This window comes from Clostridium sp. HGF2, assembly GCF_964240115.1.
Classification (GTDB): Bacteria; Bacillota_I; Bacilli_A; order Erysipelotrichales; family Erysipelotrichaceae; genus Clostridium_AQ; species Clostridium_AQ innocuum.
In genome coordinates, this window is the sequence record NZ_CAXSSO010000014.1 from 21458 (window position 1) to 44787 (window position 23330).

The following is a 23330-nucleotide window of genomic DNA, read 5'->3' on the forward strand; positions in this document are numbered from 1 at the left end:
TATTTTGTAAGCTTGATGTCCTATCAATGGATGATTTCTGTGATTCCTTATGTTTTCATGCTGTGAAGGACTGGATTTGATATTTCTATGGTATAATAAAGAAAATGGCAGGTGATGTTATGAAGAGGATTCCAATCGGGCTGAAGGATTATAAAAAAGCTGAAGGATGAAAACTATTATGTTGTAGATAAAAGCCTTATGACAAAGGAATATATGGATCGGGGCAGTGAGGTTACGTTAATCACAAGACCTAGGCGCTTTCACCCGAAATATTGCCGATACCTTTGGTATCCGACAAAAGGCGCGCTAGTAGCGGGGAAAACAATCAATATGAGTAGGCGCTGCCCGCCCATGGCGTGCTTGCGGAGTTTTTTGATATTACGAAAGACTCCAGAGAGATATTCAAAGATACTGCTGTCATGCATACATCTACAGCGGATGATATAAATAGGTATCCTACGATTTTTCTAACATTTGCGGATGCGAAAGGTTCAAAGGAGAACATTATTTATCAGATCAAAAGCCAGCTAATGACGGCATATGACACGTATGCACATGTCTATGAGGAATTAAGGACATTTGAGAGGGTAAAGCTTGAGCGGATATCCACAGGACTGATGGAGGAGGAAAATGTCAGTTTAGATAAATTAACAAATGCCATTAGCTTTCTGATGTTAAAGTGCCATCAGTATTATGGAAAAAAGGTTATGCTGTTTATCGATGAGTAGGCGCTGCCCGCCCATGGCGTGATACACCGTTTATCGAAGCGCATGCTCTTGGTTTTTATGATGAATTACGTGGTGGACTTGCATCCATGCTGCACACTTCATTGAAAACAAGCAATGATTTGCAGTATGCCATGCTCATAGGTATTCAGCGGGTTGCAAAAGAAAACATCTTTTCTGATTTGAATAATCCGCTTGTATGTACCGTTAAGGATCGAGAATATGCTGAATATTTTGGTTTTACGAAACAAGAGGTTAAGGAACTGCTGGAAGCCTATGGTTTTGTATATGACGATGCAGTGCGACAGATGTAGGCGCTGCCCACCCATGGCGTGATGGCTACAATATGGGAGGAATTGATATTTACACTGCTAGTGGGCAGAGCCCAATCCCTGGTCGATTATCAACTATGTCAATCGTGGGGAGCTTATCCCTTACTGGGGGAATACCAGTTCAAACAAAATGATAAAATCAGCGATGCAGGACTGCGAGGCATCTTTCAAAGATGGATATGAAGAGCTGATAAGAACAGAAACTGTGAATACTCTCGTTAATTTTGAAACTTCCTTTTTTGAAATCAGAGAAACAAGCAGTCTGTGGGGATTATTTGCGCCTCAGGCGGGCAGTGCCTGAATGCCGGTTATTTAACAGTGGAAAAAGTTGTTGATCCATTATTGGGGAAATATATTCTAAGGATACCAAACAAAGAAATTGTAAGTGAATTTAGTTCGCTTACAGCACATTATCTTCATATAGACAAGAATAGTCTGGATATTTTACTAGATAAATTCCTTCAACAGAATTGGGATGCATTTTTAGACGGTTATCAGAAAATACTGATGAAAACATTGAGCTATTTTGATTTAATCAATGAAAATTCATATCAAACGCTGTTACTGGGAATGCTCATACGTTTAGATAACCGTTATGAGATTATCAGTAATCGGGAACAGGGTGAGGGAAGATTCGATATCTGTTTAAAAAACAGGAATGCAGAAGATCCATCCATCATCATTGAATTAAAATATACGAAGGATGTAAGCAAAGATTTACAGGATTTAGCACATCAGGCATGTATCCAGATTACAGAAAAGCAATATGGCTATCCTATGCAGAAGGTGATAAAAATAGGACTGGCGCATTGTGGGAAACAGGCAAGAATGTACGTACAAAGGGACTGATTATGCAGTCCTTTTGCTTTTGATATAGAGGCTTCTAAATAATCGAGCTTTTATTTTATCTAAAAAGCAGGCAGAATACCCCCACCTCAGTGGTCGATGAGCAGGTGGGTGATGAATGCAGCCATCTTTCTTTTCATCCTTGTTTTCTTTCTGTTTTTCACGAATCTTTCCTTAAATTTCTCTTGCGTTCGTGGTATAATGATGCCAACAAAAGGAGGGTTTCCAATATGAAATCATATCGTACATATTCTAGTATCCTATCTGCTAATCACCCGCAAAACCCCCGGCTTTTCTGCTCTTACACATCGTGCTAAAAATCTGTACAACATTGCTTCGTTCCATGTAAGAAATGCGTACAGTGCTTCCATCAAATCAAATGAGGATCGCTTTCCACATGAGATACAGGTTCTGGAAGAACTCAATGGTGTCGTTGATGAATTGAATGTCATACGTCAAAAGCATCATAGCACACCATTCCACATCATTGATCATGAACATCGCTTTGTTTCCATGCAGCATCTGGATGGTTTTTTTAAATTGCGTGACCAGATCGATTACCGTGCTCTTCCTGCGCAGGCAAATCAGAATGTTTTGCATATGCTGTATCGTGACTGGAAAAGCTTTTTTGCTGCTTTAGCTGATTACAAAGCACATCCAGACAAATATGAAGCAATCCCCCATATCCCTCGATATGCAGACAAAGACGGTTATAAACCCTTGATCTTTACCAATCAGATATGCAAACTGAGAAAAGACAAACATGGTTGGTATGTAAAGTTTCCTAAGGCAGTGCTGCAGGCAGGGTGTGTACGTGATCGATATGATCTAGGTAAGATGGACCTGCATGAACAGAAACTGAAGGAAGTACGTCTGATTCCCAATGGAGATACTATCAAGCTTGAAATTGTATGCGAGATAGAAATCAAGGAACCGACGATTACAATCCATGAGGCAACCAGAGTAGCCGGCATTGATATTGGTGTTGATAATCTGATGGCGATTGCATTTACGAGTGGACACCACCCTGTGCTGATAAAAGGAAATGAAATAAAAGCAGTCAATCAATTCTATAACAAACAGATCGCACATTATCGCTCACTGCTAAGAACTGGAAAGAAGGATAGCAAAGGGATCCATCAAACAAAACGAATGAAACGTATCAGCGAAAAGCGAAATCGACGTGTAAAGGATATCCTGCACAAAGCATCAAGAAAAATAATAGATCTATGTGTGGAGGAAGGAATCGAAGTTATCGTCGTAGGAAATCATGCGGGTTGGAAGAAGCGTATCCATATGGGGAAGAAGAACAATCAGACATTTGTTCAGATACCGTTTCGTACGCTGATCGAAATGATCAAATACAAAGGAGAAGCGGCAGGAATCAGAGTCGTGGTCTGTGAAGAAGCAATACAATCGAAGGCTAGTTCCATTGACGAGGATCAGATACCAGTCTATGGAAACGATGTAGCGCATACCTTCACAGGGAAAAGAATCAAGCGAGGATTATACAGAAGCAAAAACGGCATTCTCATGAATGCCGATATCAATGGAGCAAGTAATATCATACGAAAAGTATATCCATGTATGCCAAAGCGAGAGCGATGGAGTAGAGGTACTGTGAACGTACCAGTTACGTGTATCTGAACACGAACAAAACGTTTTGATGAATGTGCAAGCTTTCATTAGAAGCCGCTTGCTCTATAGCTGGCGGAAGTTCACGAAAATGAAAGTCAACATTGATGAAAGGAAGCACGACTAAATGACAATCAGGTATTATATTGTAAAATTTACATATAAGCTTCCTGTTTTTCTGCCAGCTTCAACAGCTCACGCATAGGGGCATTGAGATGCTTATGCTTCTTATAGACAATATGATTGACATTCATAAGCTTTAGCTGCGGCAATTGGATTTCACATAATTCGCCCTGCTTCAGTTTTTTTCTTACCATTCGCTCCGGCAATATGGCGATTCCAAAGCCCTCCTGCGCCCCCTTCATCAAAACCGTGGAATTGGTCGATGTCCAAGCGGCTTGCGGACATAGATCGTGCAAAAGCATAAAGCTGTCAAAGGTTTCACGGATTGCACTTCCTTTTTCCCGTAAGAGAAGAGGAAGCTCTGCCAGGGTATTCAGCTTGTCTACCATATGATGGACAAGAAAATCCGGACTGCAGACTGCCTTTAGCTGGTAGAAGGAAAGCGGATGGACAATTAGAGAATCCTGCTGTATGACACCCTCCAGAAACGCAATATCAATCGCATGCTGCTGCAGCTGTTCCAGAATCGCAGAGGTGCTTGCTACGGTGACACGGATTTGCAGCTTTGGGTAAGCCTGCTGCAACTGCTTCATCAGCGGACAAAGCAGCTCATTGGCAATCGTTATACTGGAGCCGATTTGTAATATGGAGGCTTCCTGTAACGAAGCAGCATCCTGTTTCATGCTGTCATATAGCTGCAGCAGCTGCTGTACCTGCTGGAGAAACTGTTCACCAACCGGCGTCATAATCGTCTTCTTTGGAAACCGTTCAAATAAAGGAAACTGCAGTTCTTCCTCCAGCTCATGAATTGCTTTGGATACGGCAGGCTGCGTCATATACAGCTTCTGTGCTGCTTTTGTGAAGCTTTTTTCCTGAGCCACTGCCTGAAAAATTCGAAATCTGCGTATATCCATGTTCACCTCCATAACCATTTGGTTATCTATCTTATAAAATAATATAATTTTATGTATCCGGTGTCAAATGCTATCATAAACATGGTGATAAAAATGAAAAGCTATAAAGATATTGTCTGGCTGTTTGGTATCAATGTATTTATCAGCACCTTTACCTTTGGCGGAGGCTATGTGGTGATACCGATGATACGAAAATATTATGTGGAGAAAAAAGCCTATTTTGACGAGGATGAGCTCATGAAGATTGCGGCGATTGCACAATCCTCACCAGGTGCGATTGCAATTAACATGAGTGCCCTGGCAGGCTATCGTGTCAAAGGAGTAAGTGGAATGATCATCAGCTGTATCGCTGCGATTTTACCGCCGTTAGTGATTCTGGCGGTAGTTTCAAGGCTATATGCCGTTATTCAAAACAATACGGTCGTACAGGCTGTTCTGCATGGAATGGAGGCTGGTGTGGCAGCGCTGATCGTGGATTTGATTGTGGATATGTACGCACTGATTTGTAAGGAAAAGGAATTCTTTTTTACACTCATGACACCGCTTGTCTGTATGCTGAATTATTTTTTTCAGATCAACGTGGCGATCCTTATCATCGCCAGTGCGCTGCTTTGTGTGGTGCGTGTTTACTGTAAGAGAAGGAGTGTGCGAATATGAAGCTGCTGCAGCTGTTCTTTGCATTTTTCCGTATCGGATTGTTCAGCATTGGTGGCGGTTATGCCATCATCCCGATGATTCGTGATCAGGTGGTGCTGTCCAATCACTGGCTGAGCATGCGGGAATTTACGGATATCATAACCATTTCGCAAATGACGCCGGGGCCTCTGGCTGTCAATACCTCGACCTTTGTCGGTATGCGGGTAGCCGGTGTCAGCGGAGCACTGGCAGCCACCATTGGCTGCATTTGTATGGGCGTGCTTATTTCCTATGTGCTCTATCATATCTTTCAGCGGTTTTCCTCCTCCGTCTTTTTCATGGAAATACTGAAGGGCCTGAAGGCAGCCTCGCTGGGGCTGGTCATGTCCGCTGCACTGATTCTGCTTGCAATTGCGTTTTTCAAAAACGGGGATTTGAAGCTGACCTCTTTGCAGCCTGCGGCAGTCGCTATTTTTGCCATCGTGCTTTGGATCAGCAGAAAATGGAAAATCAATCCGATTGCATTGATGCTGCTGTCCGGTCTGCTTGGCGTATGGATCTATAAGTAGCTCTAGTTTCAGCAGCTCCGTGCCGTTTTAAAAATCAGGGCTTTTTAGGGTGTGAAATAGAGTTTTCTTCATGAAATGTGGTACAATAGCAGGGAACATACGGAGGTAATCTATGGAACATATTTTGAATCATGAAAAGGCTCATCAGAAGTATTTTGAAGAAATGACGGCAATTCCGCACGGCTCTTATCATGAGCAGGCATACAGTGCGTATCTGGTGGCGTTTGCAAAGGAACACGGACTGAAATGGATACAGGATGAACTGTATAATGTCATCATCTATAAAGATGCTTCAGCCGGCTATGAGGATCATGCCCCTGTGCTGTTACAGGCACATACGGATATGGTATGCGAAAAGAACAAGGATACGGATTTTGATTTTGAAAAGGATGCACTGAAGCTGTATATTGAAGACGGCTTTCTAAAGGCAAGGGGAACAACACTTGGCGCAGATGACGGCGTCGGTGTTGCCTATATGCTGGCTCTGCTCAGCGATCCGGATGCGAAGCACCCGCCTCTGGAATGCGTGTTTACGGTACAGGAAGAGGTGGGACTCTTTGGTGCCATGGCACTGAAAAAGGAATATTTTCAGGCAAAGCGAATGATCAATCTGGATGATGGCGGAGAAAATGCCACCTGCACAACAAGTGCAGGGGGTGTGAATGTCATTATGCAAAAGGAACGCATTCTTGTGCCGCATGATGGAAATGGCTATCAGATTGATGTGTTCGGACTTCACGGCGGACATTCCGGCGGAGAAATCGACAAGGAGCATGGGAATGCGAATAAGCTGCTGGCACGGGTCTTGTTCACGCTGAACCGTCGGTATGGTGTACAGCTGAGCTGGATACAGGGTGGAATCAAGGACAATGCGATTCCTCGGGAAGCATCTGCGGCATTTGTGTGTCAGGCGGATTTGGAAACAGTTGCGGCCTGTGTACAGGAAATGAAAACCATCTTTGCTAAGGAGCTGGAGTTCAGTGATGCCGGTGTTGACGTCGCTGTAAAGGAAGTGGCGTGTGACGGTGTCTTATGCATTGAAGACAGTGAAGATGTGATCACGCTTTTGATGACACTGCCAAACGGTCTGCGTCATCATTCCATGAGCATTGAAGGACTGAGTACAGCGTCCAGCAACATCGGTGTTGTGACAACGCAAGAGGAGGCAATCATCATCAACGCTTCCTTACGCGGAGCTATGGAATCCTATGTGGATACACTGGCGATGGAGATGGATGCGCTTGCGGAGGTATTCGGCTTTCACAGCGAGCATGAGGCAAGATATCCGGCATGGAGCTATCGTGCGAATTCTCCTATGCGTGAATGTCTGAAAGCAGTATGTCAAAAGGTGCTGGGAAAAGAGCTGCAGCTGGTGGCTGTGCATGGTGGTCTGGAATGCGGTGTTTTCAAAGCCATGGATGAGGATATGGATATCGTTACCATGGGACCGAAGATGCAGGATATTCATACACCGCAGGAAGCGCTGGATCTGGCATCCTTCGATGCGACCTTTACACTTTTAAAGGCTTATCTGGAGGAGCTGTAAGATAAGATATGCGTTATTTTGACCTACCGGTTAGGTGAATCTGATATCAAGCATATAATTCTATTTTACCAGTAGAAAAGGAAAGCTGTCGCTGTCTATAGGATAACCGGCTTTCCTTTTTCATACAGCAGACGATAACGATGATTGCAGGCTTGGGGAACACAACGTAATCGCGTCTTATCTGTGCATCCGCATGGCAGATCTGCATCTCATCCATTCAGTGAGCACGTATTTTGCGGGTTGACTTATCCCCGGGGTAAGGGTTTAATATAAAGGTTAACAGGAGGAATAAATATGCTGACAATCGGTGAGTTTTCCAAAATATGCAAGGTTTCCACCAAAACGCTGCGATACTATGAAACGATTGATCTTTTGAATCCGATCTGTATCAAGGCAGAAAGCGGATACCGCTATTATGCCATCGAACAGCTGAAGAATATGCTGTTTATCAACCGTATGAAGACATACGGCTTTTCACTGGATGAAATCCGTACACTGCTGAAATGGGAGGAGCAGGGAGAATCAAAGCTATTGCAAAATGCCCTGCTTTCCCATCGCAAAATATTGCAGGAGCAGATACTCTGGATGCAGCAGACTCTTCATGAGCTGGAAGCGGATGTAGCGACAGTGCAGAAAGAAGAGATGATCATGTCATATCTGGATGATATAGATATACAGCTGGTCGAGGAACCGGAGATGTTTCTTTTATCGACACGGCGCATGGTAAATATGGAGGACTGTGCAAAGGGCTTTATTTCTTTTTATGAGCCGCTGTTTGAAAAAATTCGCAAAGGACGGCTGACCATCTGCAAGGCGCCGCTTTCCATATATCACAGCAAGGAGTATCAGGATGAAGGCTTCGATATGGAATTTGCAATTCCGGTAAAGGAGCGGGTTACGGGTACGCGTGATTTCTCACCGGGGCTGTGTATCCGCACCGTATGCAGAGGAAGCTATCACCAGATTCCTTCCGTCTATGCAAGGCATCAGGAATGGATGGAAACGGAAGGCTATACCTATCGGCTTCCGCCGTATGATGTCTACATCACGCATCCGGATGAGGTGGCAGATATGGAAGAGAATATCACTGAAATCTATTCTCCGATCATGAAGCGCTAGGCAGCTGTGCATCTTACAGGGTGGATGCCGGTATAAAAAAGCGTGCAGGGTGATTCCATTCTCACAATACCCTGTTTCATAAGCCACGGTGCTGCAGTGTTGACTCCGGTGGTTTTTTTGCCGTGTAGTTCGTTAAAGGCTTACATTCTTACGATTTACGTAAGCTGATGAATTTTACGAAATTCTTTGCTTCAACTTCTGATGCTTATGATATAATATTTAGCGTGTATATAGTCCTATTTCGTTTCATGAGAACAGAAGCGCTTAGAAAAATAGGAAACAGAAGGGATGAACCATATGATTATCCGATCGATAGACGCTATTATCCGCATGCTGGATGCGGATTACATAGAAAATGCAGATATTGAGGAAAAAATACAGGGTGTCTGCATTGACTCCAGAAAGGTGGTAGAGGGAAACCTGTATATACCGATTCATGGAGCGAACAACAACGGGCATGCCTATGTGCAGCAGGCCATTGATAACGGTGCGAGGGCTGTCTTGTGGGAACGAAGGGAAGCGAATCCTCCCAAGGAGATTGTCATCATTCTAGTAGATGATACAACAGCAGCTTTGCAGCAGCTGGCTAAGGCTTATCGTGATCAGCTGAATATGAAGGTTGTCGGAGTTACCGGCAGCAATGGAAAAACGAGTACGAAGGATATCCTTGCCTCCGTACTTGCAAAGCATTTTATTACGCAGAAAACACTTGGAAACTACAATAATGAAATCGGTGTACCGTTAACACTTCTTTCTTTGTCGGAAAACTGTGAGGCTGCGGTTGTGGAAATGGGAATGGAGAATCTGCAGGAGCTTTCCTTTCTGACACAGATCGTGCGTCCGGATATCGCTATTATTTCCAATGTCGGTACTGCACATCTGGAAAACCTTGGAAACATGGAGAATATAGCCAGAGCGAAGATGGAGATTACAGAGGGGCTTGGGGAGCATGGATTGCTGATTTATAATGGAGATCAGCAGCTTCTGCGCAATGCCGCCATTGAAAAGCAGATACCGGGCTGCATTAAAATCCGTACGTTTGGTAAGGATGAGCAAAATGATGTAGTCGTGCATCAGGTGCATCAGCTGCCAGACGGTCTGTGTTTTTCCATCAAAGATCAGGTGTACCACCTGGACATGATTGGAAAGCATCAGGCGATGAATGCCACAGCGGCATGGATCGCTGCAAGGGCACTTGGGCTGGATGAGGAAGAAATAGCGCAGGGCTTTGCAAGCGTGGAGAAGACCGGACTGCGCAATGAGCTTGTCAGGGTGAATCAGTGTCTGATTTTGAATGATTCCTATAAATCCAATCCGCAGAGTGCCTTGGCTGCGGTGGATACCATGGAGGAATTTGACATACCCTATAAACTGGCGGTGCTGGGCGATATGCTGGAGCTTGGAGAAACGAGTGATATGATTCATTACACACTGGGTAAGGATATCAGCAGCTATCATTTGCAGGAGGTTCTCACAATCGGAGACATGGCATGTTATATTGCACAGGGGGCAAGAGATAATATGGAGCATACACTGGTGCGTCATTTTACAGATAAGGAAGAGCTTTTGAACTACCTGAGACCCTATATGCATAAGGAATGCATGCTGCTGGTGAAGGGAAGCCGCGGAATGAAGCTGGATGAAGTGGTGGATGAGCTGGTAAAGGAACAACAGTAAGGAGTACATATATATGGAAAAGATAAAATTAGCGATTATATTCGGAGGAAAGTCAAGTGAATACCCGGTTTCCCTGCATTCTGCGGGAAGTCTGATTCACAAAATCAATAAAGAGCACTATGAGCTTATTTTCATCGGAATCAGCAAGGATGGGAAATGGTATGCATATGATGGTGATGTGGATGGTATCGAGCATGATACCTGGCTGTGTGAGGAGCACTGTACACCGTGTGTATTGTCCAGCAGTGAAGGCTGCAGGGGCTTTTTGAAGCTGCATGCGGATGGAACCTTTACACGCATTGAGGTGGATTGCATCTTCCCGATTCTGCATGGAAAAAACGGAGAGGACGGAACGATTCAGGGCTTGTTTGAGCTGAGTGGCATCCCATACGTCGGCTGCGGGCACATGAGCAGTGCGATCTGTATGGATAAGGAAATGGCACATATCGTCATGGAGCATGCCGGTATAACATGTGCGCCGTTTGTATGCGTATATGAGGCGGATGATTTGGATTATCGCAAAGTATACGAACATGCGAAGGAAACGCTGGGACTTCCGATTTTCATCAAGCCGGCCAATGCCGGAAGCAGCTTTGGAATTCACAGGATGGAGTCCTTTGACGGCTTTGAGGAAGCGATGAAGGATGCCTTCTATCATGACGGCAAGGGCAAGGTTATTTTGGAAACAACCATTGAGGGCTTTGAAATCGGAGTAGCTGTGATGGGAAACAAGGAGCTTTTTGCGGGCAGTGTGGATGAAATCGAAACAGCTGCGCCTTTCTTCGATTATGAGGGGAAATATGAGATGGTGGATTCCCATATCTACTGTCCGGCACGAATCAGTCCGAAGCTGTTTGAGGAAGCAAGAGAAATCGCAAAAAAGGCATATCGTGCCATGAACTGCAAGGGAATGACCCGTGTTGATATGTTTGTGACACCGGAGGATACCATCATATTGAATGAAGTCAATACCATTCCTGGCTTTACCGACACCTCCCGTTATCCGACTATGATGAAGGAGGCCGGTATTCCGTTTCCGGAACTGATTGACAAGCTTGTTGCACTGGCAATGGAAGAATGAAGAAGGTGGAAAATGTGCTGAAGAGCAATACGCGTTCCTGGCTGGAAATTGATCTGACCAGGATCTCACATAACATAAAGGAAGTACAGAAGCTGATTCCCTCTACAAGCAAGATTATGGCAATCGTCAAAGCGAACGGCTATGGGCACGGCGATGTGGAATGCTCCCGAATGATGGAACAGCAGGGGATTGACTTTTTTGGAGTAAGCAGTGTTGACGAAGGCGTTCGACTGCGTGAAAACGGCATCCAAAGTCCGATTCTGGTGCTGGGGTATACGCCGCCTGTTCATTTTCATTATTTGAACGAGGCTTCCCTGATCCAAACGCTGGTATCAAAGGAGTATGCAGAAAAGCTGAACGCATATGCTAAAGAGCAGAATGTTGTTGTCAAAGCACATGCCAAGGTGGATACCGGTATGTCCAGAATCGGTATTATCGCACAGGATCATGCATATCATATCGAGGATATCAAAGCGCTGTACCGTCTGGAGCATCTGGATGTCTGCGGTATTTTCTCCCACTTCAGTGTCAGTGACTGTCTGGATGAGGAAAATTGTGCCTTCACCAATCACCAGATTGCGTTGTTTGAACGTGTTCTGGCGGATTTGCGTGCAGAAGGGATTGACCCCGGTACAACGCATCTGCAGAACAGCTATGGAATTTTAAATTATCCGAACCTGCATTATGATTATGTACGTCCGGGTCTATTATGGATGGGAGTTACCAGCGATGATGCACTGGCAATTCGCACGGCACCGCAGTTTCAGCCCATCATGGAATGGAAGGCAAATGTTTCCCTGGTAAAGGATATTCAGCCCGGTGTTACGGTCAGCTACGGCCGTCATTTCAAGGCGGAAGTCTGTACGAGGGTGGCAACACTGGCTGTCGGATATGCGGATGGTTTTCCGCGCAGTGTATCCAATCAGGGAGCCTGTGTGCTGCTGCATGGCAGGCGTGTTCCCATTATCGGCAATATCTGTATGGATCAGATGATGGTGGATATCACCGGACTTGATGGTGTGAGTGAAGGCGATGTCGCTACTCTGATCGGGTGTGACGGTGATGAGGTTCTTTCCGTTGATGAACTCAGCAGACTTGCACATACCATAAACAATGAAACACTCTGCTGGATTTCACAGCGGGTACCGAGAATATACAAATAGCCACAGCAGGTGTGGCTATTTTTCAAGAGAAGGGATGGATGATTAACGTGGAACGAAAAACTTACTACGCGCTGGATGTTGCTAAATTCATCAGTGCATTTCTGGTGGTCTGCATTCACACCGGGCCGCTGCTGGATGTGGATGCCACCGGCAACTTTATCCTTGTACAGATTCTGGCCAGACTGGCGGTACCGTTCTTCTTTGTGGCGAGCGGCTTTCTGTTTTTCCGTAAGCTGGATTTCAAACGCGAATACAATGATTACGAAAACAAAGCAAAGCTGAAGCACTATCTGTGGAGGCTCTGTAAAATCTATATCATCTGGACCATTCTGTATCTGCCCTTTACCTATCTGCTGTTGAAGGGGCAGGATGGTATTACCGTAAACAGTGTGCTGCTGTACGTTCGTGATTTCTTTTTTACCGGAAGCTTTTACCACCTCTGGTTTCTGCCTGCGCTGCTGGTTGCAGTGCCTGTTGTTTACATCTGCCTTTTTAAGCTGGGTCTTGGCAAAACGATTCTTTTTGGATTTCTCCTGTATCTGATCGGCATGGCTGGTAATGTTTACGGTGGTTATCTGATGCAGATTCCGGGGATACAAAGCGTATATCAGGCATATCTGCAGGTATTTTCCACAACACGCAACGGCCTGTTCTTCGGCGTGATGTTTATCGCTATGGGGGCCCTGTTTGCACAGCGGACACTGTACCTGAAAAACTGGCAGGTACTGCTGGGATTCCTGCTCAGCGCCGGACTGCTGTTTGCGGAATGCTTCGCACTGAAAGATAACGGCTTCATGCATGATTTGACAAGTATGTATGCCATGCTGCTACCATGTATGTTCTTTCTGTTTCTGGGATTGCTTCGTATTCATCTGCCGAAAAGCAAGGTATACAAGACACTGCGTGTTTTATCACTGCTGATTTATGTCATGCATATTATGTTTGTTAATCTGCTGCTTCGGGTATGGCCGCTGATGAATTCTCTGGCTGTTTACGGACTGGTTATGCTGCTGACGCTCATTATGTCCTGCTTTATAATTATATGTTCCAGAAAAGTTAAGTTTTTAAAGCATCTTTATGCCTGAATAGGAGGAATATCATGCTGCGTATACACCAAATCAAGCTGACACTTTCAGAATCACTGGATCAGCTGCCGGTTAAAATTATAAACAAACTCCATATCTCCAGTGAAGACCTGCTGTCATGGAGAATCTATCGGGAGAGTCTGGATGCTCGCAGGGCGAAGGATGTGCATTTTACATATTGCATTGATTGCAGAGTAAAGCATGAGGAGCAGGTGCTTAGAAAGCACTTTAAGGATGTCAGTCGCGTGCAGGAGTACCGTTATGCATATCCGAAAAAGGGTGTCATCGGCTTAACGCATCGTCCCGTAGTTGTCGGCTTTGGTCCTGCCGGTATGTTTGCGGCACTGCTGCTGGCACAGATGGGCTACTGTCCGCTTGTTATTGAACGCGGACAGTGTGTGGAGGATCGAGTCAGGAGGGTAGAGGATTTCTGGCAAAACGGTAAGCTGGACCCGCAGAGCAATGTGCAGTTTGGTGAGGGGGGAGCCGGTACGTTTTCCGATGGAAAGCTGACTACCCGCTCCAAGGATCTGCGTGTACATAAGGTTCTGGAGGAGCTTGTCCGCTTTGGTGCGCCACAGGATATACTGTATACGGCACATCCGCATATCGGAACAGATCTGCTGCGTGACATTGTGAAGCGCCTGCGCGAGGAAATCATAGCGCTGGGTGGAGAGGTGCACTTTTCCAGCTGCCTGCAGGATTTGATAATTGAACAGGGGGAGCTGCGCGGGATTGTTGTCAACGATGAGGAAATACCGGTGGATCAGTTAATTTTATCCATTGGACACAGCGCCCGGGATACCTACCGGCTGCTGCATGCGCGCGGTGTGACCATGCATCCCAAGGCGTTTGCAATCGGTGCCAGAATTGAGCATCCACAGACGCTGATCAACGAAGCGCAGTATAAGACGCTTTGCGGACATCCGCGGCTTTCTGCGGCAGAATACAGATTAACACATACCGCATCCAACGGCCGTGGCGTCTATACCTTCTGCATGTGTCCGGGGGGAAGCGTCGTTCCATCCACTTCCATGGAAGGCGGTGTGGTCGTCAATGGAATGAGTGAACATGCCCGTGACCGGGAAAATGCCAACAGTGCGCTGCTTGTACAGATACGTCCGGAGGATTATGGGGAGCATGCACTGGATGGAATCGCCTATCAGGAGGCATTGGAAAAGAAAGCGTTTGTACTTGGCGGTGGAGCATATCGTGCACCTGCACAGCGGGTTGAAGATTTTCTGAAGCATCGTGCAAGCACAGCGATGGGCAGTGTTCAGCCAAGCTATGCACTGGGTGTAACTCCCTGTGATCTGCATGAGGTGCTTCCTGCTTATGTGACAAGCGCAATGGAAGAGGCAATCACTGCTATGGATCATAAACTGAAGGGCTTTGCGATGGGAGATGCTGTTTTGACCGGAGTGGAGACAAGAAGCAGCTCCCCCGTTCGCCTGGAACGAGGGAAAGAGGATTTGCAGAGTCTATCCGTTTCCGGACTGTATCCCTGCGGAGAAGGAGCGGGATATGCTGGTGGAATCGTTTCAGCGGCAATTGACGGTATCCGATGTGCAGAGCAGATTATTGCAATGTTTCATTATACAAAAGAAGCTGCTTGTGATTAAATTTGTAGACATAAGTATGAAAGAAGTATCCTCATGATAGAGATTCATGATATAAGTAAAAGACGCAGCCTGCTCTCAGACTGCGTTTTTACGTGTTATTACAGATTATTTCTCTGGGTATAATTCCACCTGTTTGCCGCGATGGGCAAGACCGATTCGTATCACATGATGCGAGCCATGATCATATTGCTTAGCAAAGATCTGTTCATATCCCTGCATGGCCAGTTTCTTAAGATTTACAGAATCATCCTTTGTATACTTCAATTCAAAAAGAAAGGATGGTTTGTCCTGCTTTCTGCTTTCTAAACAAATATCAAATCTGCCCTGCCCCTTTTCACGGTTGCTGATGATCTTATAGCTGTTTTCTAAAGGCATAAGCATACCTAAAAGTAACGTACGCACTGCGGGCCAATGGGCCTGATAGGAGTTTTCATTCACAAGGTCATAATAGCTGGCAGTATCCTCCAATATGGCTTGATAGCGTAAGGCGAACTTCTCCAGATTTCCTTGTAACAGATCCTCCAGCAGCATAGTTACACTGCTTTCGTCTGTATGAAAATAATAGGCTGTCAGTGATTGGAATTCTCTTTTTATTTCCTTGTTTGGTATTCTTAACACATATCTGCCTTCTAACGCATCCAGCGTAGTTTTTGTTGTCAGGTAACCGGCGTTCAGGCACTGCCCGCTTGAGGCGCAAACAATCCCAAAAGGCTGCTGGTATTTTTGATTTCGTAGAACGATGCTTCATAATTAACCAAAGCTGTGACCGTCCCACGTTCGATCAGCTCTTCATATCCTTCTTTGAAGGTTTTATCACACTCACGCATAGCAGCTTTTATCATTTTATTTGAACTGGTATTCACCCAGAAAGGAATTAACTGCTTTCTATCCAGATAATTTATAACTGACCATGGATTAGGCTCTGCCCACTAGCAGTGTAGATGTCGATGCCTCCCATATTGTACCCGTCACGCCATGGGAGGGCAGCGCCTATTCATCAATGAACAGCATTACCCGTTTTCCGTAATATTGATGGCATTTTGTCATCAGAAAGCTGATAGCATTTACAACTGCCTGTAAAGAGCCATCCTGTAAATGGGACATACCATCCATAACTAAATCAAATCCGGGCTTTTCAAACCGATCGATATGTTCAAGTACCTGCTCATTTTTTTTATATTCCTTTAACAGTTGGAGCTTCATTTGCATGACGATATTATCCTTATCACCCTTTGCATCTGCGAAGGATAGAAAAATAGTCGGATATGAATTGATATCCCTTGCATATTCTGTTTGCATAATGGCAGTGTCTTTGAAAATGTCCCGTGAATCCTTTGTGACATCAAAAAATTCTGCCAGCACGCCATGGGCGGGCAGGCGCCTACTCATATTGATTGTTTTTCCCGCTACTAGCGCGCCTCTTGTCGGATACCAAAGGTATCGGCAATATTTCGGTGAAAGCGCCTTGGCCGTGTGATTAAGGTGACTTCGCTGCCCCGATCCATAAATTCTTTAATCATCAGGCTCTTATCCACGACATAATAGTTTTCTTCCTTCAGCTTGCGGTAATCCTTCAACCCAATGGGGATTTTCTTCATGCTCATCACCTGCCATATGTTTTATTATTTCATGGTTATTTACAGAATACAGTATGCGGAGCGGATATTTTTCATCAGCTACAGGATGTAGTTTTAGATGCTTTCCTATATTGCATGTGTGTTTCCTTACAAATGTATGGGACTGGATTTGTCAAAGAAACAGCTGCTATAAGTATTGTTATCCAATACCTGTATACGGCATAAATCACGGCTGCATATCATATCGTTAGTGTAGAGGTGATGCATGTGAGCAGACGCTGCAAGAATATTATATATGGAATTATGGGATTGATTGGGGTCATGGTGGCGGCCCTGCTGATAAAGCTGCTGTTTTTCAGCGGACTGTTTACGCCGCTATTGGCATTAAACGGTGCAAAGACGATGGAGATGGAAGTGAATACCAGCTTTCAGGATCCAGGGGTCCGGGCAAGGTTTCGTTTCTCCGATTACAGTGATGAGGTAAAGGTAGAGGGAAATCTGAATACGAAGAAACTGGGGACCTATACGCTGACCTATACCTTTGATAAATATCAGAAAACAGTGGAGCGCAAGGTCAATGTCATTGATACGACACCGCCGAAGATCAATTTGAAGGGCGGCTCGTCTATCCGAGTGTTTGAAAATGGAAGCTTTCAGGAACCGGGCTATCAGGCGAGTGATAATTATGACGGGGATGTAAGCAAAAGCGTGGAACGAAAAGGCAGTGTAAATATGAAAAAACAGGGTACGTATACGCTGACCTATACGGCAAAGGATGCCAGCGGCAATACCACAAGTGTAAAGCGCAGTGTTCAGGTATGTGCTGATCCAACGAATACAAAGCTGTATTATGATCATGACAGCTATGACAACACCATGGAGGAATGGTGGTTTAATAAAAGCAAGGATCATCAGCGGACAACAGGTGCCAAGGATGAAAAGCTGTTAAAGAAATACGATTCCTATTATCAGGGACCAAAAGAAAAAGTAATTTATTTGACCTTTGATGAGGGCGGCAATGATATCACCTATATCAAGCAGATTGCGGAGGTCCTGAAAAAGAATGATGTGCAGGCAACCTATTTTTTGACCAGAAATTATATTAAAACAGAAGCAGATTTCATCCGGCAGCTTGTTCAGGATGGCAATGTAATCGGAAATCACAGCTGGCATCATTACGATATGACAACACTGGCGAATGCCTCCAGCATCGATAAATTTGTTGCAGAGATTACGGAGACAGAAAAAACGTATATGGAGGTTACCGGGCAGCCGATGAAAAAGGTTTTCCGTTTTCCGAAGGGCGGAAGCAGTGAGCGTGCGATGAAGCTGGTAAAGGACCTTGGTTACAGCAATTATTTCTGGAGTCATGCCTATTACGATTATGCAAGTGATGTTTCGGGCAGTGAGGCATTGAAGACGATGATGGAGCATTACCATGAGGGGGCGATTTATCTGCTGCATCCGAGCAATAAGGGGAATTATGAAGCGATGGATACCTTTATCAAAAATATGAAGGATCTTGGCTATGACTTTAAAACCGTGGATACCATACCATCGGATGCTCAGGAGAAATGATACGACTCTATCCATAAACATGATGCTGAGGTAAAAATTTACTGGTATTTTTACCGATCTTATTCTATAATGATGCACAGGGTGATATGCATGAAAAAGAAGCACTGCTATGCCATCCTGTGCATTATCTGGATGCTTGTAATTTTCTGGTTCTCCGCACAGGTTGCGGATGATTCTCAGGAAATGAGCGATTTCTTTGTGCACCTTCTGGATGCTGTATTCTCTCTGGATATCATGAGGAATGAAATCATTCGGGATATGACAAGCTTTCTGGTACGCAAGGCGGCACATATGAGTGAATATGCGGTACTGGCCATTTTATTTGGTCTTACGATACGGGAATACAAAAAGGAGCCGTGGCTGCTTCTGGCACTGGCGGCTACGGCTGCCTATGCGGCAACGGATGAATTTCATCAGCTGTTTGTCCCTGGCAGAAGCGGACAGCTCAAGGATGTTTTGATTGATACGGCAGGTGGTGCCCTCGGGCTGGGTCTGCTTGCTCTTATTCTATATCTGAAGCGCAGACGGAAAATGAAAGAAACTGAAAAACTTTCATGAAATATTCAGGGGCCATTGACAAATGTCGGGATTTAAGCTAAAGTATATAAGACAGAAAAATCGTATAGAGGCAGCGATGCGTCAGAGTAAAAGCTGGAGTCGGCAGACCGGGATAGCTTTGAAAGGTAATCATCGCCGAAGAGGCTGCATTGGCGGATGCACTTCTGGGGTCATGGGAAATACTCATGGCACTCCTTCGTTAAGAAGAGGAGCTATTAACAACTCTGCTTTATGTGTGAGAGTCGTGTAATAGCACGGCTTTTTTGTTATTCCATGGTATTTCACCGATGGTGTATACACAGGCGGTATATGTGAAAAGAAAAAAAGAAAGAGGGACTATTTATGAAGAAAAAATTAGTAACGGCAGCTTTTGCCATGACACTGCTTTTGACTGGATGCGGTAGCAGTGATGACGACAAGAATGTTTCAAAGAATACAGGAAAGGAAACCTTTACGGTTGGTATGGAGTGCAATTATGCGCCGTTTAACTGGCAGACGAAGGAACAGACGAAAACGAGTGTTTCCATTGGCGGTGCCGGCTTCTGTGACGGTTATGATGTACGTGTTGCACGTCAGATTGCAAAGGATCTCGATCGTGAGATTGTCATCAAAAAGGTATCCTGGGACGGCCTGCAGCCGGCTTTGGAATCCGGTGAAATCGATGCGATTATTGCCGGTATGACAAAGGATGAAACACGTGAAAACGGAATTGACTTCACATCCCCATACTATGAATCTGAAATGGTTATGATTGTACGCAAGGGGGACAAGGCTGCGAAATTCAATGATATCCAGCAGTTCAAGGGTAAGACCATCATCGGGCAGAAGAGCACGAACTATGATACGATTATCGATCAGATCAAGGGTGTAAAGCATGCGACACCAAAGGCAACGTATCCGGAAATGATCCTCTCCCTGCAGAACAAGGAAGTGGATGGCATTACAGCAGAGCTTCCGGTTGCCGAGGGTGCCGTGGAAGCGAATAAGGATTTAACGATCGTTCACTTTGCAAAGGGCAAGGGCTTTGATATTGACACGTCCGTATCTGTCGGTCTGAAAGAGGGAAGCCGTGATTCCGAGCTGTTCAATGCTGTACAGAAATCACTGGATGGAATTTCCAAGGAAACAAGAGATCAGTGGATGAAGGAAGCAAGAGAGAGTCAGCCGAAAACAGAATAACAAAACAGAATAGGAGATTACCATGATGATAGTAGCATCCGCAAAACCGGATGGGATGTTTGCCCAGGCCTGGTGGATTTTTCAGGACAACATTCCGCTGTTCTGGTATGGGATTAAGATAACACTGCTTCTGGCGGTGTGCGGTACACTGATCGGATTACTGATCGGTTTGCTGCTGGGAGGTATCCGTGCTGTGCGTATAGAAGAGCGCGATGCACTGCCCTCCCGCATAATTAAAAAGATACTGCACGGCTTTGTCGGTCTGTATGTATGGATTTTTCGTGGAACACCGATGATGGTACAGGCGCTGATCATCTATCACGGTCTTCGTCCGGTACTGAACTGGTCACCGGTAACTGCCGGTATTACGATTATTTCCATCAATACAGGGGCATATATGGCAGAAATCATCCGTGCCGGTATCCAGTCGATTGACAAGGGGCAGAATGAGGCAGCCCGCAGTCTGGGGATGACCTCCACACAGACGATGATGAGCATTATCTTACCTCAGGCGATTCGTAATTCCTTCCCTTCGATCGGAAATGAATTTATTGTCAATATCAAGGACAGCTCCATGCTGAATGTCATCGGTGTGATTGAACTGTATTTCCAGTCCAGCTCCGTTGCAGGAAGTCTGATGCTGTATGTACCGACCTTTATCGTAGCGGCTATTCTGTATCTGCTGCTGACGACACTGGCAACCCAGCTTCTCTCCTTTGTTGAGGGGCGCATGAATATGCCGAGATCATCCGGGCCGTCTTCTCAGAGCGTACCGGTAGAAAGGGTGAGTAAAGTATATGAATAGCATCATAGAAATCAAGCATCTGAAAAAGCATTTTGGTTCGCTGGAGGTTTTGAATGACATTGATTTTCATTGTGACAAGGGTGAGGTTATTACCATTATCGGCTCCAGTGGAAGCGGCAAGTCCACGCTGCTTCGCTGCATCAATCTGCTGGAAACTCCGGATGCCGGAGAAATCCTGTATCATGACAAGGATATTCTGAAGGGTGAAATCAATATCAATGAACATCGAACGCATGTCGGTATGGTGTTTCAGTCCTTCAATCTGTTTAATAATAAAAGTGTGCTGGAAAACTGTATGCTCGGACAGATCAAGGTATTGAAGCGAAGCAAGGCGGATGCGAAGGAAAAGGCGATGCTGTTCCTGAAAAAGGTCGGTATGGAGTCCTTTGCGAATGCGAGTGCTATGCAGCTGTCCGGCGGACAGAAGCAGCGTGTAGCCATTGCCCGTGCCCTGTGCATGGAGCCGGAGGTTCTGCTGTTTGATGAGCCGACGAGTGCACTGGACCCGGAAATGGTTGGCGATGTTCTGGATGTGATGAAGGATCTGGCCAGAGAAGGTCTGACGATGATCGTCGTGACTCATGAGATGCAGTTTGCTCATGATATCAGCTCCCGTGTCGTATTTATGGACAAGGGTGTGATTGCAGAGGAGGGTACTCCACAGCAGCTGTTTGAGCATCCAAGGCAGGAGCGTACCAAAGAATTCTTAAAGCGTTACCGTATCAGCAGTCAGTCCTAGCGGCTGGCTTTTTTTATCATATGATAAAGGACACTCTTTATCATATGTCTGCGGTTTTCAAAATCCTGTGCACCTAATGAAAAAGAATCGTCTGCTCTTTTCAAGTATGTATATTTTATTTTCTTATGTTTGGTAGGTTTTATGCTACACTGTAGATACAAAAAAGGAGAGGCTGGTATATGAGTAACTATATAAATACTACAACCCATTCACATGGTATCCATACGCAAAGGCTCCGGCCTTTCAGTAGATCAACCGCTTGTTAGAAGCGTTTTTTCTTATGCTTTCATTCATTCTTTACAATGATTAAGTAGCTTACAGCTGAACACCGCTTGTCGGCGGTAAGGACTGCCTTGTTTTTGTTGCATCCGTTCCTGCGTATGAAACGAAGCAGCAGGTACCTCTATATACTATTATAGATTTTGTTTATAAAAAATCTCGCAGTAGAGGATAAAAGGAACAATTACAAAGGACGTATGGTATACTGATGGAGAAGGAGATAGATCAGGAGGTTATGGATATGTGTAACTTTCGTGATTTCATAGAACAAAGAGGTATTGAACAGGGCTTATTACTAAAAGCTGAAGGCAAGGTAGAAGGGAACGTGGAGGCAACACTTCTACATGTTAAAAAACTGGTGCAGAGAATCAATGTCAGTGCAATGGACGCTATGAATATACTGGATGTTGAAGATGATATTCGACCTGCGATTCTGTAGTCCCTACATCTATCCTGAAAAGCTATAACAAGCATAATCAAAGGGGCTGTGCAGTCACAGCTCTTTTCTGTATGTAATTCATAACAGACAGAAGTCCACCACCTCTGCGATGATAAGCAGATGATGGGAATTGTAAATCAATCATTCGCGAGGACTTGTTTTTTACGATAAGCGATAGTATACTGAACTGCATACAGAATCATGAAAATATAGCTTTGAACGCTGAAGTATAAGATGATAAGTCATGGAGAAGGGAGAAAAAATGAACTATCAAAAATTGTATGAATGCCTGTTTTGTGCTGTACGAACTGCCGGCATTGTTGCGAACATGATGCAGGCAACCATTGTCAATGAGGGCAAACAGGTGGAAGTGGTGGAGGATGAGGATGAACGCCATCTGCGCATGCGGGAAGCCAAAACCAGAGCCGATGAAATTGTTCAGGAAATTCTGTTGCAGTCTGTATTACCGGAATATCAGGCTGTACTGAGTCTGGATGTGGAGGAGGATACGGCAAGCCGCACCTGCTTTTTGAAACAGGACTATGATTATACGCTTGTACTGGATCCGATCGATGGAACTCTGGACTATTTGCACCAGAAGGATACCTGGTCGATCTGCAGTGCCATTCTTCATGAGCATGATGTCCGTCTTGCTATTGTCTATTTTCCAAAGCGTGACATCATGTACACGTATGTGGAAGGGATTGGCTGTCGGGTATATCATCGGCTGAAGCAGTGTACGGCGGCTGATGGCGAAGTGCTGTCTGTACAATGCGACAATACACCCTCTGTCGTATACAAAAACAGCCGTCTGTCACAGGATATCGTACAGCAGCTATGGGAGCGCGGATTTCAGGTCGTCGATGACAGCGAACACGAGCTGGGCTGTCCCGATGCCATTCTTGCCTGTATGAGAGGGGAAGGACTTGCTTATTTCTCCGATACCCGCAATATTCGCGATATTCTGCTCGGGGCAATCCTATCCAAGCTGGAAAATGGACACGCCTATGACTATGCTGGCAATGCAGCACGCTGGGCTTCCCATGGACGACAAAAGGAAATCGTCTTCAGTATTTTTGAAAAAAATCAAATATTTTAATAAA

General features: G+C 45.1%; 27 protein-coding genes and 1 riboswitch. Of the genes, 20 read left to right on the plus strand and 7 right to left on the minus strand.

All coding sequences use genetic code 11. The features are described 5' to 3' along the window. Window positions 1-356: 356 nt before the first annotated feature. From ACESPQ_RS18525 to ACESPQ_RS18535, 3 genes are all read left to right on the plus strand, one after another. The gene (locus tag ACESPQ_RS18525; RefSeq protein WP_002610066.1) at window positions 357-728 is read left to right on the plus strand and encodes an AAA family ATPase; all 372 of its coding nucleotides are present in this window, start codon (window positions 357-359) and stop codon (window positions 726-728) included. A 32-nt stretch (window positions 729-760) separates the two neighbouring features. Next, a complete protein-coding gene (locus ACESPQ_RS18530) occupies window positions 761-1039 on the plus strand; it encodes an AAA family ATPase (protein WP_254887986.1) in 279 nt (92 codons plus the stop codon). A 282-nt stretch (window positions 1040-1321) separates the two neighbouring features. Beyond that, window positions 1322-1906 carry a PD-(D/E)XK nuclease domain-containing protein gene (locus tag ACESPQ_RS18535; protein WP_002610070.1) on the plus strand — a complete coding sequence of 195 codons (585 nt, stop codon included), beginning with the start codon at window positions 1322-1324 and terminating at the stop codon, window positions 1904-1906. A gap of 372 nt (window positions 1907-2278) precedes the next feature. Here the strand turns inward: ACESPQ_RS18535 and ACESPQ_RS18540 are convergent, their stop codons facing one another. After that, window positions 2279-2503, minus strand: coding sequence for a hypothetical protein (locus ACESPQ_RS18540; RefSeq protein WP_148558594.1), 225 nt, complete (start codon window positions 2501-2503; stop codon window positions 2279-2281). On the opposite strand from ACESPQ_RS18540, the gene ACESPQ_RS18545 reads away from it, so the two are divergent. Beyond that, window positions 2504-3550, plus strand: a complete 1047-nt coding sequence (locus tag ACESPQ_RS18545) for an RNA-guided endonuclease InsQ/TnpB family protein (protein WP_157419523.1) — start codon at window positions 2504-2506, stop codon at window positions 3548-3550. A 143-nt stretch (window positions 3551-3693) separates the two neighbouring features. On the opposite strand, the gene ACESPQ_RS18550 is transcribed toward ACESPQ_RS18545, so the two are convergent. Beyond that, window positions 3694-4575 (minus strand): LysR family transcriptional regulator, encoded by an 882-nt coding sequence (locus tag ACESPQ_RS18550; RefSeq protein WP_118002011.1) that lies wholly within the window; start codon window positions 4573-4575, stop codon window positions 3694-3696. 93 nt (window positions 4576-4668) lie between these two features. Between ACESPQ_RS18550 and ACESPQ_RS18555 the strand changes: the two genes are divergently transcribed. The 3 genes from ACESPQ_RS18555 to pepD all read left to right on the plus strand — a co-directional run bounded on the left by ACESPQ_RS18555 (window position 4669) and on the right by pepD (window position 7326). Next, window positions 4669-5232 (plus strand): chromate transporter, encoded by a 564-nt coding sequence (locus tag ACESPQ_RS18555; protein ID WP_233105425.1) that lies wholly within the window; start codon window positions 4669-4671, stop codon window positions 5230-5232. After that, on the plus strand, window positions 5229-5780 hold the full coding sequence (locus ACESPQ_RS18560) for a chromate transporter (protein WP_118002010.1): 552 nt from the start codon (window positions 5229-5231) through the stop codon (window positions 5778-5780). The genes ACESPQ_RS18555 and ACESPQ_RS18560 overlap by 4 nt, the downstream gene beginning before the upstream one ends. Before the next feature lie 112 nt (window positions 5781-5892). Continuing rightward, window positions 5893-7326, plus strand: a complete 1434-nt coding sequence (pepD, locus tag ACESPQ_RS18565) for a beta-Ala-His dipeptidase (RefSeq protein WP_373144714.1) — start codon at window positions 5893-5895, stop codon at window positions 7324-7326. A 46-nt stretch (window positions 7327-7372) separates the two neighbouring features. On the opposite strand, the gene ACESPQ_RS18570 is transcribed toward pepD, so the two are convergent. Then, on the minus strand, window positions 7373-7543 hold the full coding sequence (locus ACESPQ_RS18570) for a hypothetical protein (RefSeq protein WP_156346939.1): 171 nt from the start codon (window positions 7541-7543) through the stop codon (window positions 7373-7375). 77 nt (window positions 7544-7620) lie between these two features. Here ACESPQ_RS18570 and ACESPQ_RS18575 point away from each other — a divergent pair, with 77 nt between their 5' ends. The 6 genes from ACESPQ_RS18575 to ACESPQ_RS18600 all read left to right on the plus strand — a co-directional run bounded on the left by ACESPQ_RS18575 (window position 7621) and on the right by ACESPQ_RS18600 (window position 15073). Further along, window positions 7621-8445 carry a MerR family transcriptional regulator gene (locus ACESPQ_RS18575; RefSeq protein WP_257270248.1) on the plus strand — a complete coding sequence of 275 codons (825 nt, stop codon included), beginning with the start codon at window positions 7621-7623 and terminating at the stop codon, window positions 8443-8445. 297 nt (window positions 8446-8742) lie between these two features. Then, the gene (murF, locus tag ACESPQ_RS18580; RefSeq protein WP_118002017.1) at window positions 8743-10122 is read left to right on the plus strand and encodes a UDP-N-acetylmuramoyl-tripeptide--D-alanyl-D-alanine ligase; all 1380 of its coding nucleotides are present in this window, start codon (window positions 8743-8745) and stop codon (window positions 10120-10122) included. Between the two features lie 13 nt (window positions 10123-10135). Then, complete coding sequence (locus ACESPQ_RS18585) at window positions 10136-11203, plus strand: D-alanine--D-alanine ligase family protein (RefSeq protein WP_257328338.1); 1068 nt, start codon at window positions 10136-10138, stop codon at window positions 11201-11203. A 14-nt stretch (window positions 11204-11217) separates the two neighbouring features. Further along, entirely contained in the window at window positions 11218-12366 is a 1149-nt protein-coding gene (alr, locus tag ACESPQ_RS18590) for an alanine racemase (RefSeq protein WP_373144715.1), read from the plus strand. A gap of 38 nt (window positions 12367-12404) precedes the next feature. Beyond that, window positions 12405-13451, plus strand: a complete 1047-nt coding sequence (locus ACESPQ_RS18595; RefSeq protein ID WP_002610090.1) for an acyltransferase family protein — start codon at window positions 12405-12407, stop codon at window positions 13449-13451. 14 nt (window positions 13452-13465) lie between these two features. Beyond that, entirely contained in the window at window positions 13466-15073 is a 1608-nt protein-coding gene (locus tag ACESPQ_RS18600) for an NAD(P)/FAD-dependent oxidoreductase (protein ID WP_002610092.1), read from the plus strand. A 105-nt stretch (window positions 15074-15178) separates the two neighbouring features. Here the strand turns inward: ACESPQ_RS18600 and ACESPQ_RS18605 are convergent, their stop codons facing one another. From ACESPQ_RS18605 to ACESPQ_RS18620, 4 genes are all read right to left on the minus strand, one after another. After that, a complete protein-coding gene (locus ACESPQ_RS18605; protein WP_109770723.1) occupies window positions 15179-15691 on the minus strand; it encodes a PD-(D/E)XK nuclease domain-containing protein in 513 nt (170 codons plus the stop codon). 53 nt (window positions 15692-15744) lie between these two features. Continuing rightward, window positions 15745-15900 carry a hypothetical protein gene (locus ACESPQ_RS18610; RefSeq protein ID WP_233108989.1) on the minus strand — a complete coding sequence of 52 codons (156 nt, stop codon included), beginning with the start codon at window positions 15898-15900 and terminating at the stop codon, window positions 15745-15747. Window positions 15901-16063: 163 nt separating this feature from the next. Next, a complete protein-coding gene (locus ACESPQ_RS18615) occupies window positions 16064-16462 on the minus strand; it encodes an AAA family ATPase (RefSeq protein ID WP_002610096.1) in 399 nt (132 codons plus the stop codon). Window positions 16463-16482: 20 nt separating this feature from the next. Continuing rightward, on the minus strand, window positions 16483-16671 hold the full coding sequence (locus ACESPQ_RS18620; RefSeq protein WP_002610097.1) for an AAA family ATPase: 189 nt from the start codon (window positions 16669-16671) through the stop codon (window positions 16483-16485). A 240-nt stretch (window positions 16672-16911) separates the two neighbouring features. On the opposite strand from ACESPQ_RS18620, the gene ACESPQ_RS18625 reads away from it, so the two are divergent. The 7 genes from ACESPQ_RS18625 (at window position 16912) to ACESPQ_RS18655 (ending at window position 23326) form a co-directional block, all read left to right on the plus strand. Next, window positions 16912-18228 carry an immunoglobulin-like domain-containing protein gene (locus tag ACESPQ_RS18625; protein WP_373144717.1) on the plus strand — a complete coding sequence of 439 codons (1317 nt, stop codon included), beginning with the start codon at window positions 16912-16914 and terminating at the stop codon, window positions 18226-18228. A gap of 90 nt (window positions 18229-18318) precedes the next feature. Further along, the gene (locus ACESPQ_RS18630; RefSeq protein WP_002610101.1) at window positions 18319-18786 is read left to right on the plus strand and encodes a VanZ family protein; all 468 of its coding nucleotides are present in this window, start codon (window positions 18319-18321) and stop codon (window positions 18784-18786) included. 57 nt (window positions 18787-18843) lie between these two features. Continuing rightward, window positions 18844-19009: riboswitch (Lysine riboswitch) on the plus strand. A 119-nt stretch (window positions 19010-19128) separates the two neighbouring features. Continuing rightward, entirely contained in the window at window positions 19129-19965 is an 837-nt protein-coding gene (locus tag ACESPQ_RS18635) for a transporter substrate-binding domain-containing protein (protein ID WP_002610103.1), read from the plus strand. Window positions 19966-19987: 22 nt separating this feature from the next. Further along, window positions 19988-20770 carry an amino acid ABC transporter permease gene (locus ACESPQ_RS18640; RefSeq protein WP_373144720.1) on the plus strand — a complete coding sequence of 261 codons (783 nt, stop codon included), beginning with the start codon at window positions 19988-19990 and terminating at the stop codon, window positions 20768-20770. Continuing rightward, window positions 20763-21509, plus strand: a complete 747-nt coding sequence (locus ACESPQ_RS18645; protein WP_002610107.1) for an amino acid ABC transporter ATP-binding protein — start codon at window positions 20763-20765, stop codon at window positions 21507-21509. The genes ACESPQ_RS18640 and ACESPQ_RS18645 overlap by 8 nt, the downstream gene beginning before the upstream one ends. A 520-nt stretch (window positions 21510-22029) precedes the next feature. Continuing rightward, entirely contained in the window at window positions 22030-22227 is a 198-nt protein-coding gene (locus ACESPQ_RS18650) for a hypothetical protein (protein WP_373144721.1), read from the plus strand. A 262-nt stretch (window positions 22228-22489) separates the two neighbouring features. Next, window positions 22490-23326: an inositol monophosphatase family protein gene (locus tag ACESPQ_RS18655; RefSeq protein WP_257337267.1), complete on the plus strand. Its 837-nt coding sequence runs from the start codon at window positions 22490-22492 to the stop codon at window positions 23324-23326. Window positions 23327-23330 lie beyond the last annotated feature (4 nt).

Coding starts and splice junctions, on each gene's coding strand:
- ACESPQ_RS18540 (WP_148558594.1), bottom strand. CDS start 2,503: ATGCAAAACATTCTGATTTGCCTGCGCAGGAAGAGCACGGTAATCGAT.
- ACESPQ_RS18545 (WP_157419523.1), top strand. CDS start 2,504: ATGCTGTATCGTGACTGGAAAAGCTTTTTTGCTGCTTTAGCTGATTAC.
- ACESPQ_RS18550 (WP_118002011.1), bottom strand. CDS start 4,575: ATGGATATACGCAGATTTCGAATTTTTCAGGCAGTGGCTCAGGAAAAA.
- ACESPQ_RS18555 (WP_233105425.1), top strand. CDS start 4,669: ATGAAAAGCTATAAAGATATTGTCTGGCTGTTTGGTATCAATGTATTT.
- ACESPQ_RS18560 (WP_118002010.1), top strand. CDS start 5,229: ATGAAGCTGCTGCAGCTGTTCTTTGCATTTTTCCGTATCGGATTGTTC.
- pepD (WP_373144714.1), top strand. CDS start 5,893: ATGGAACATATTTTGAATCATGAAAAGGCTCATCAGAAGTATTTTGAA.
- ACESPQ_RS18570 (WP_156346939.1), bottom strand. CDS start 7,543: ATGGATGAGATGCAGATCTGCCATGCGGATGCACAGATAAGACGCGAT.
- ACESPQ_RS18575 (WP_257270248.1), top strand. CDS start 7,621: ATGCTGACAATCGGTGAGTTTTCCAAAATATGCAAGGTTTCCACCAAA.
- murF (WP_118002017.1), top strand. CDS start 8,743: ATGATTATCCGATCGATAGACGCTATTATCCGCATGCTGGATGCGGAT.
- ACESPQ_RS18585 (WP_257328338.1), top strand. CDS start 10,136: ATGGAAAAGATAAAATTAGCGATTATATTCGGAGGAAAGTCAAGTGAA.
- ACESPQ_RS18595 (WP_002610090.1), top strand. CDS start 12,405: ATGATTAACGTGGAACGAAAAACTTACTACGCGCTGGATGTTGCTAAA.
- ACESPQ_RS18600 (WP_002610092.1), top strand. CDS start 13,466: ATGCTGCGTATACACCAAATCAAGCTGACACTTTCAGAATCACTGGAT.
- ACESPQ_RS18610 (WP_233108989.1), bottom strand. CDS start 15,900: ATGCGTGAGTGTGATAAAACCTTCAAAGAAGGATATGAAGAGCTGATC.
- ACESPQ_RS18615 (WP_002610096.1), bottom strand. CDS start 16,462: ATGAGTAGGCGCCTGCCCGCCCATGGCGTGCTGGCAGAATTTTTTGAT.
- ACESPQ_RS18620 (WP_002610097.1), bottom strand. CDS start 16,671: ATGAAGAAAATCCCCATTGGGTTGAAGGATTACCGCAAGCTGAAGGAA.
- ACESPQ_RS18625 (WP_373144717.1), top strand. CDS start 16,912: ATGCATGTGAGCAGACGCTGCAAGAATATTATATATGGAATTATGGGA.
- ACESPQ_RS18630 (WP_002610101.1), top strand. CDS start 18,319: ATGAAAAAGAAGCACTGCTATGCCATCCTGTGCATTATCTGGATGCTT.
- ACESPQ_RS18635 (WP_002610103.1), top strand. CDS start 19,129: ATGAAGAAAAAATTAGTAACGGCAGCTTTTGCCATGACACTGCTTTTG.
- ACESPQ_RS18640 (WP_373144720.1), top strand. CDS start 19,988: ATGATGATAGTAGCATCCGCAAAACCGGATGGGATGTTTGCCCAGGCC.
- ACESPQ_RS18645 (WP_002610107.1), top strand. CDS start 20,763: ATGAATAGCATCATAGAAATCAAGCATCTGAAAAAGCATTTTGGTTCG.
- ACESPQ_RS18650 (WP_373144721.1), top strand. CDS start 22,030: ATGTGTAACTTTCGTGATTTCATAGAACAAAGAGGTATTGAACAGGGC.
- ACESPQ_RS18655 (WP_257337267.1), top strand. CDS start 22,490: ATGAACTATCAAAAATTGTATGAATGCCTGTTTTGTGCTGTACGAACT.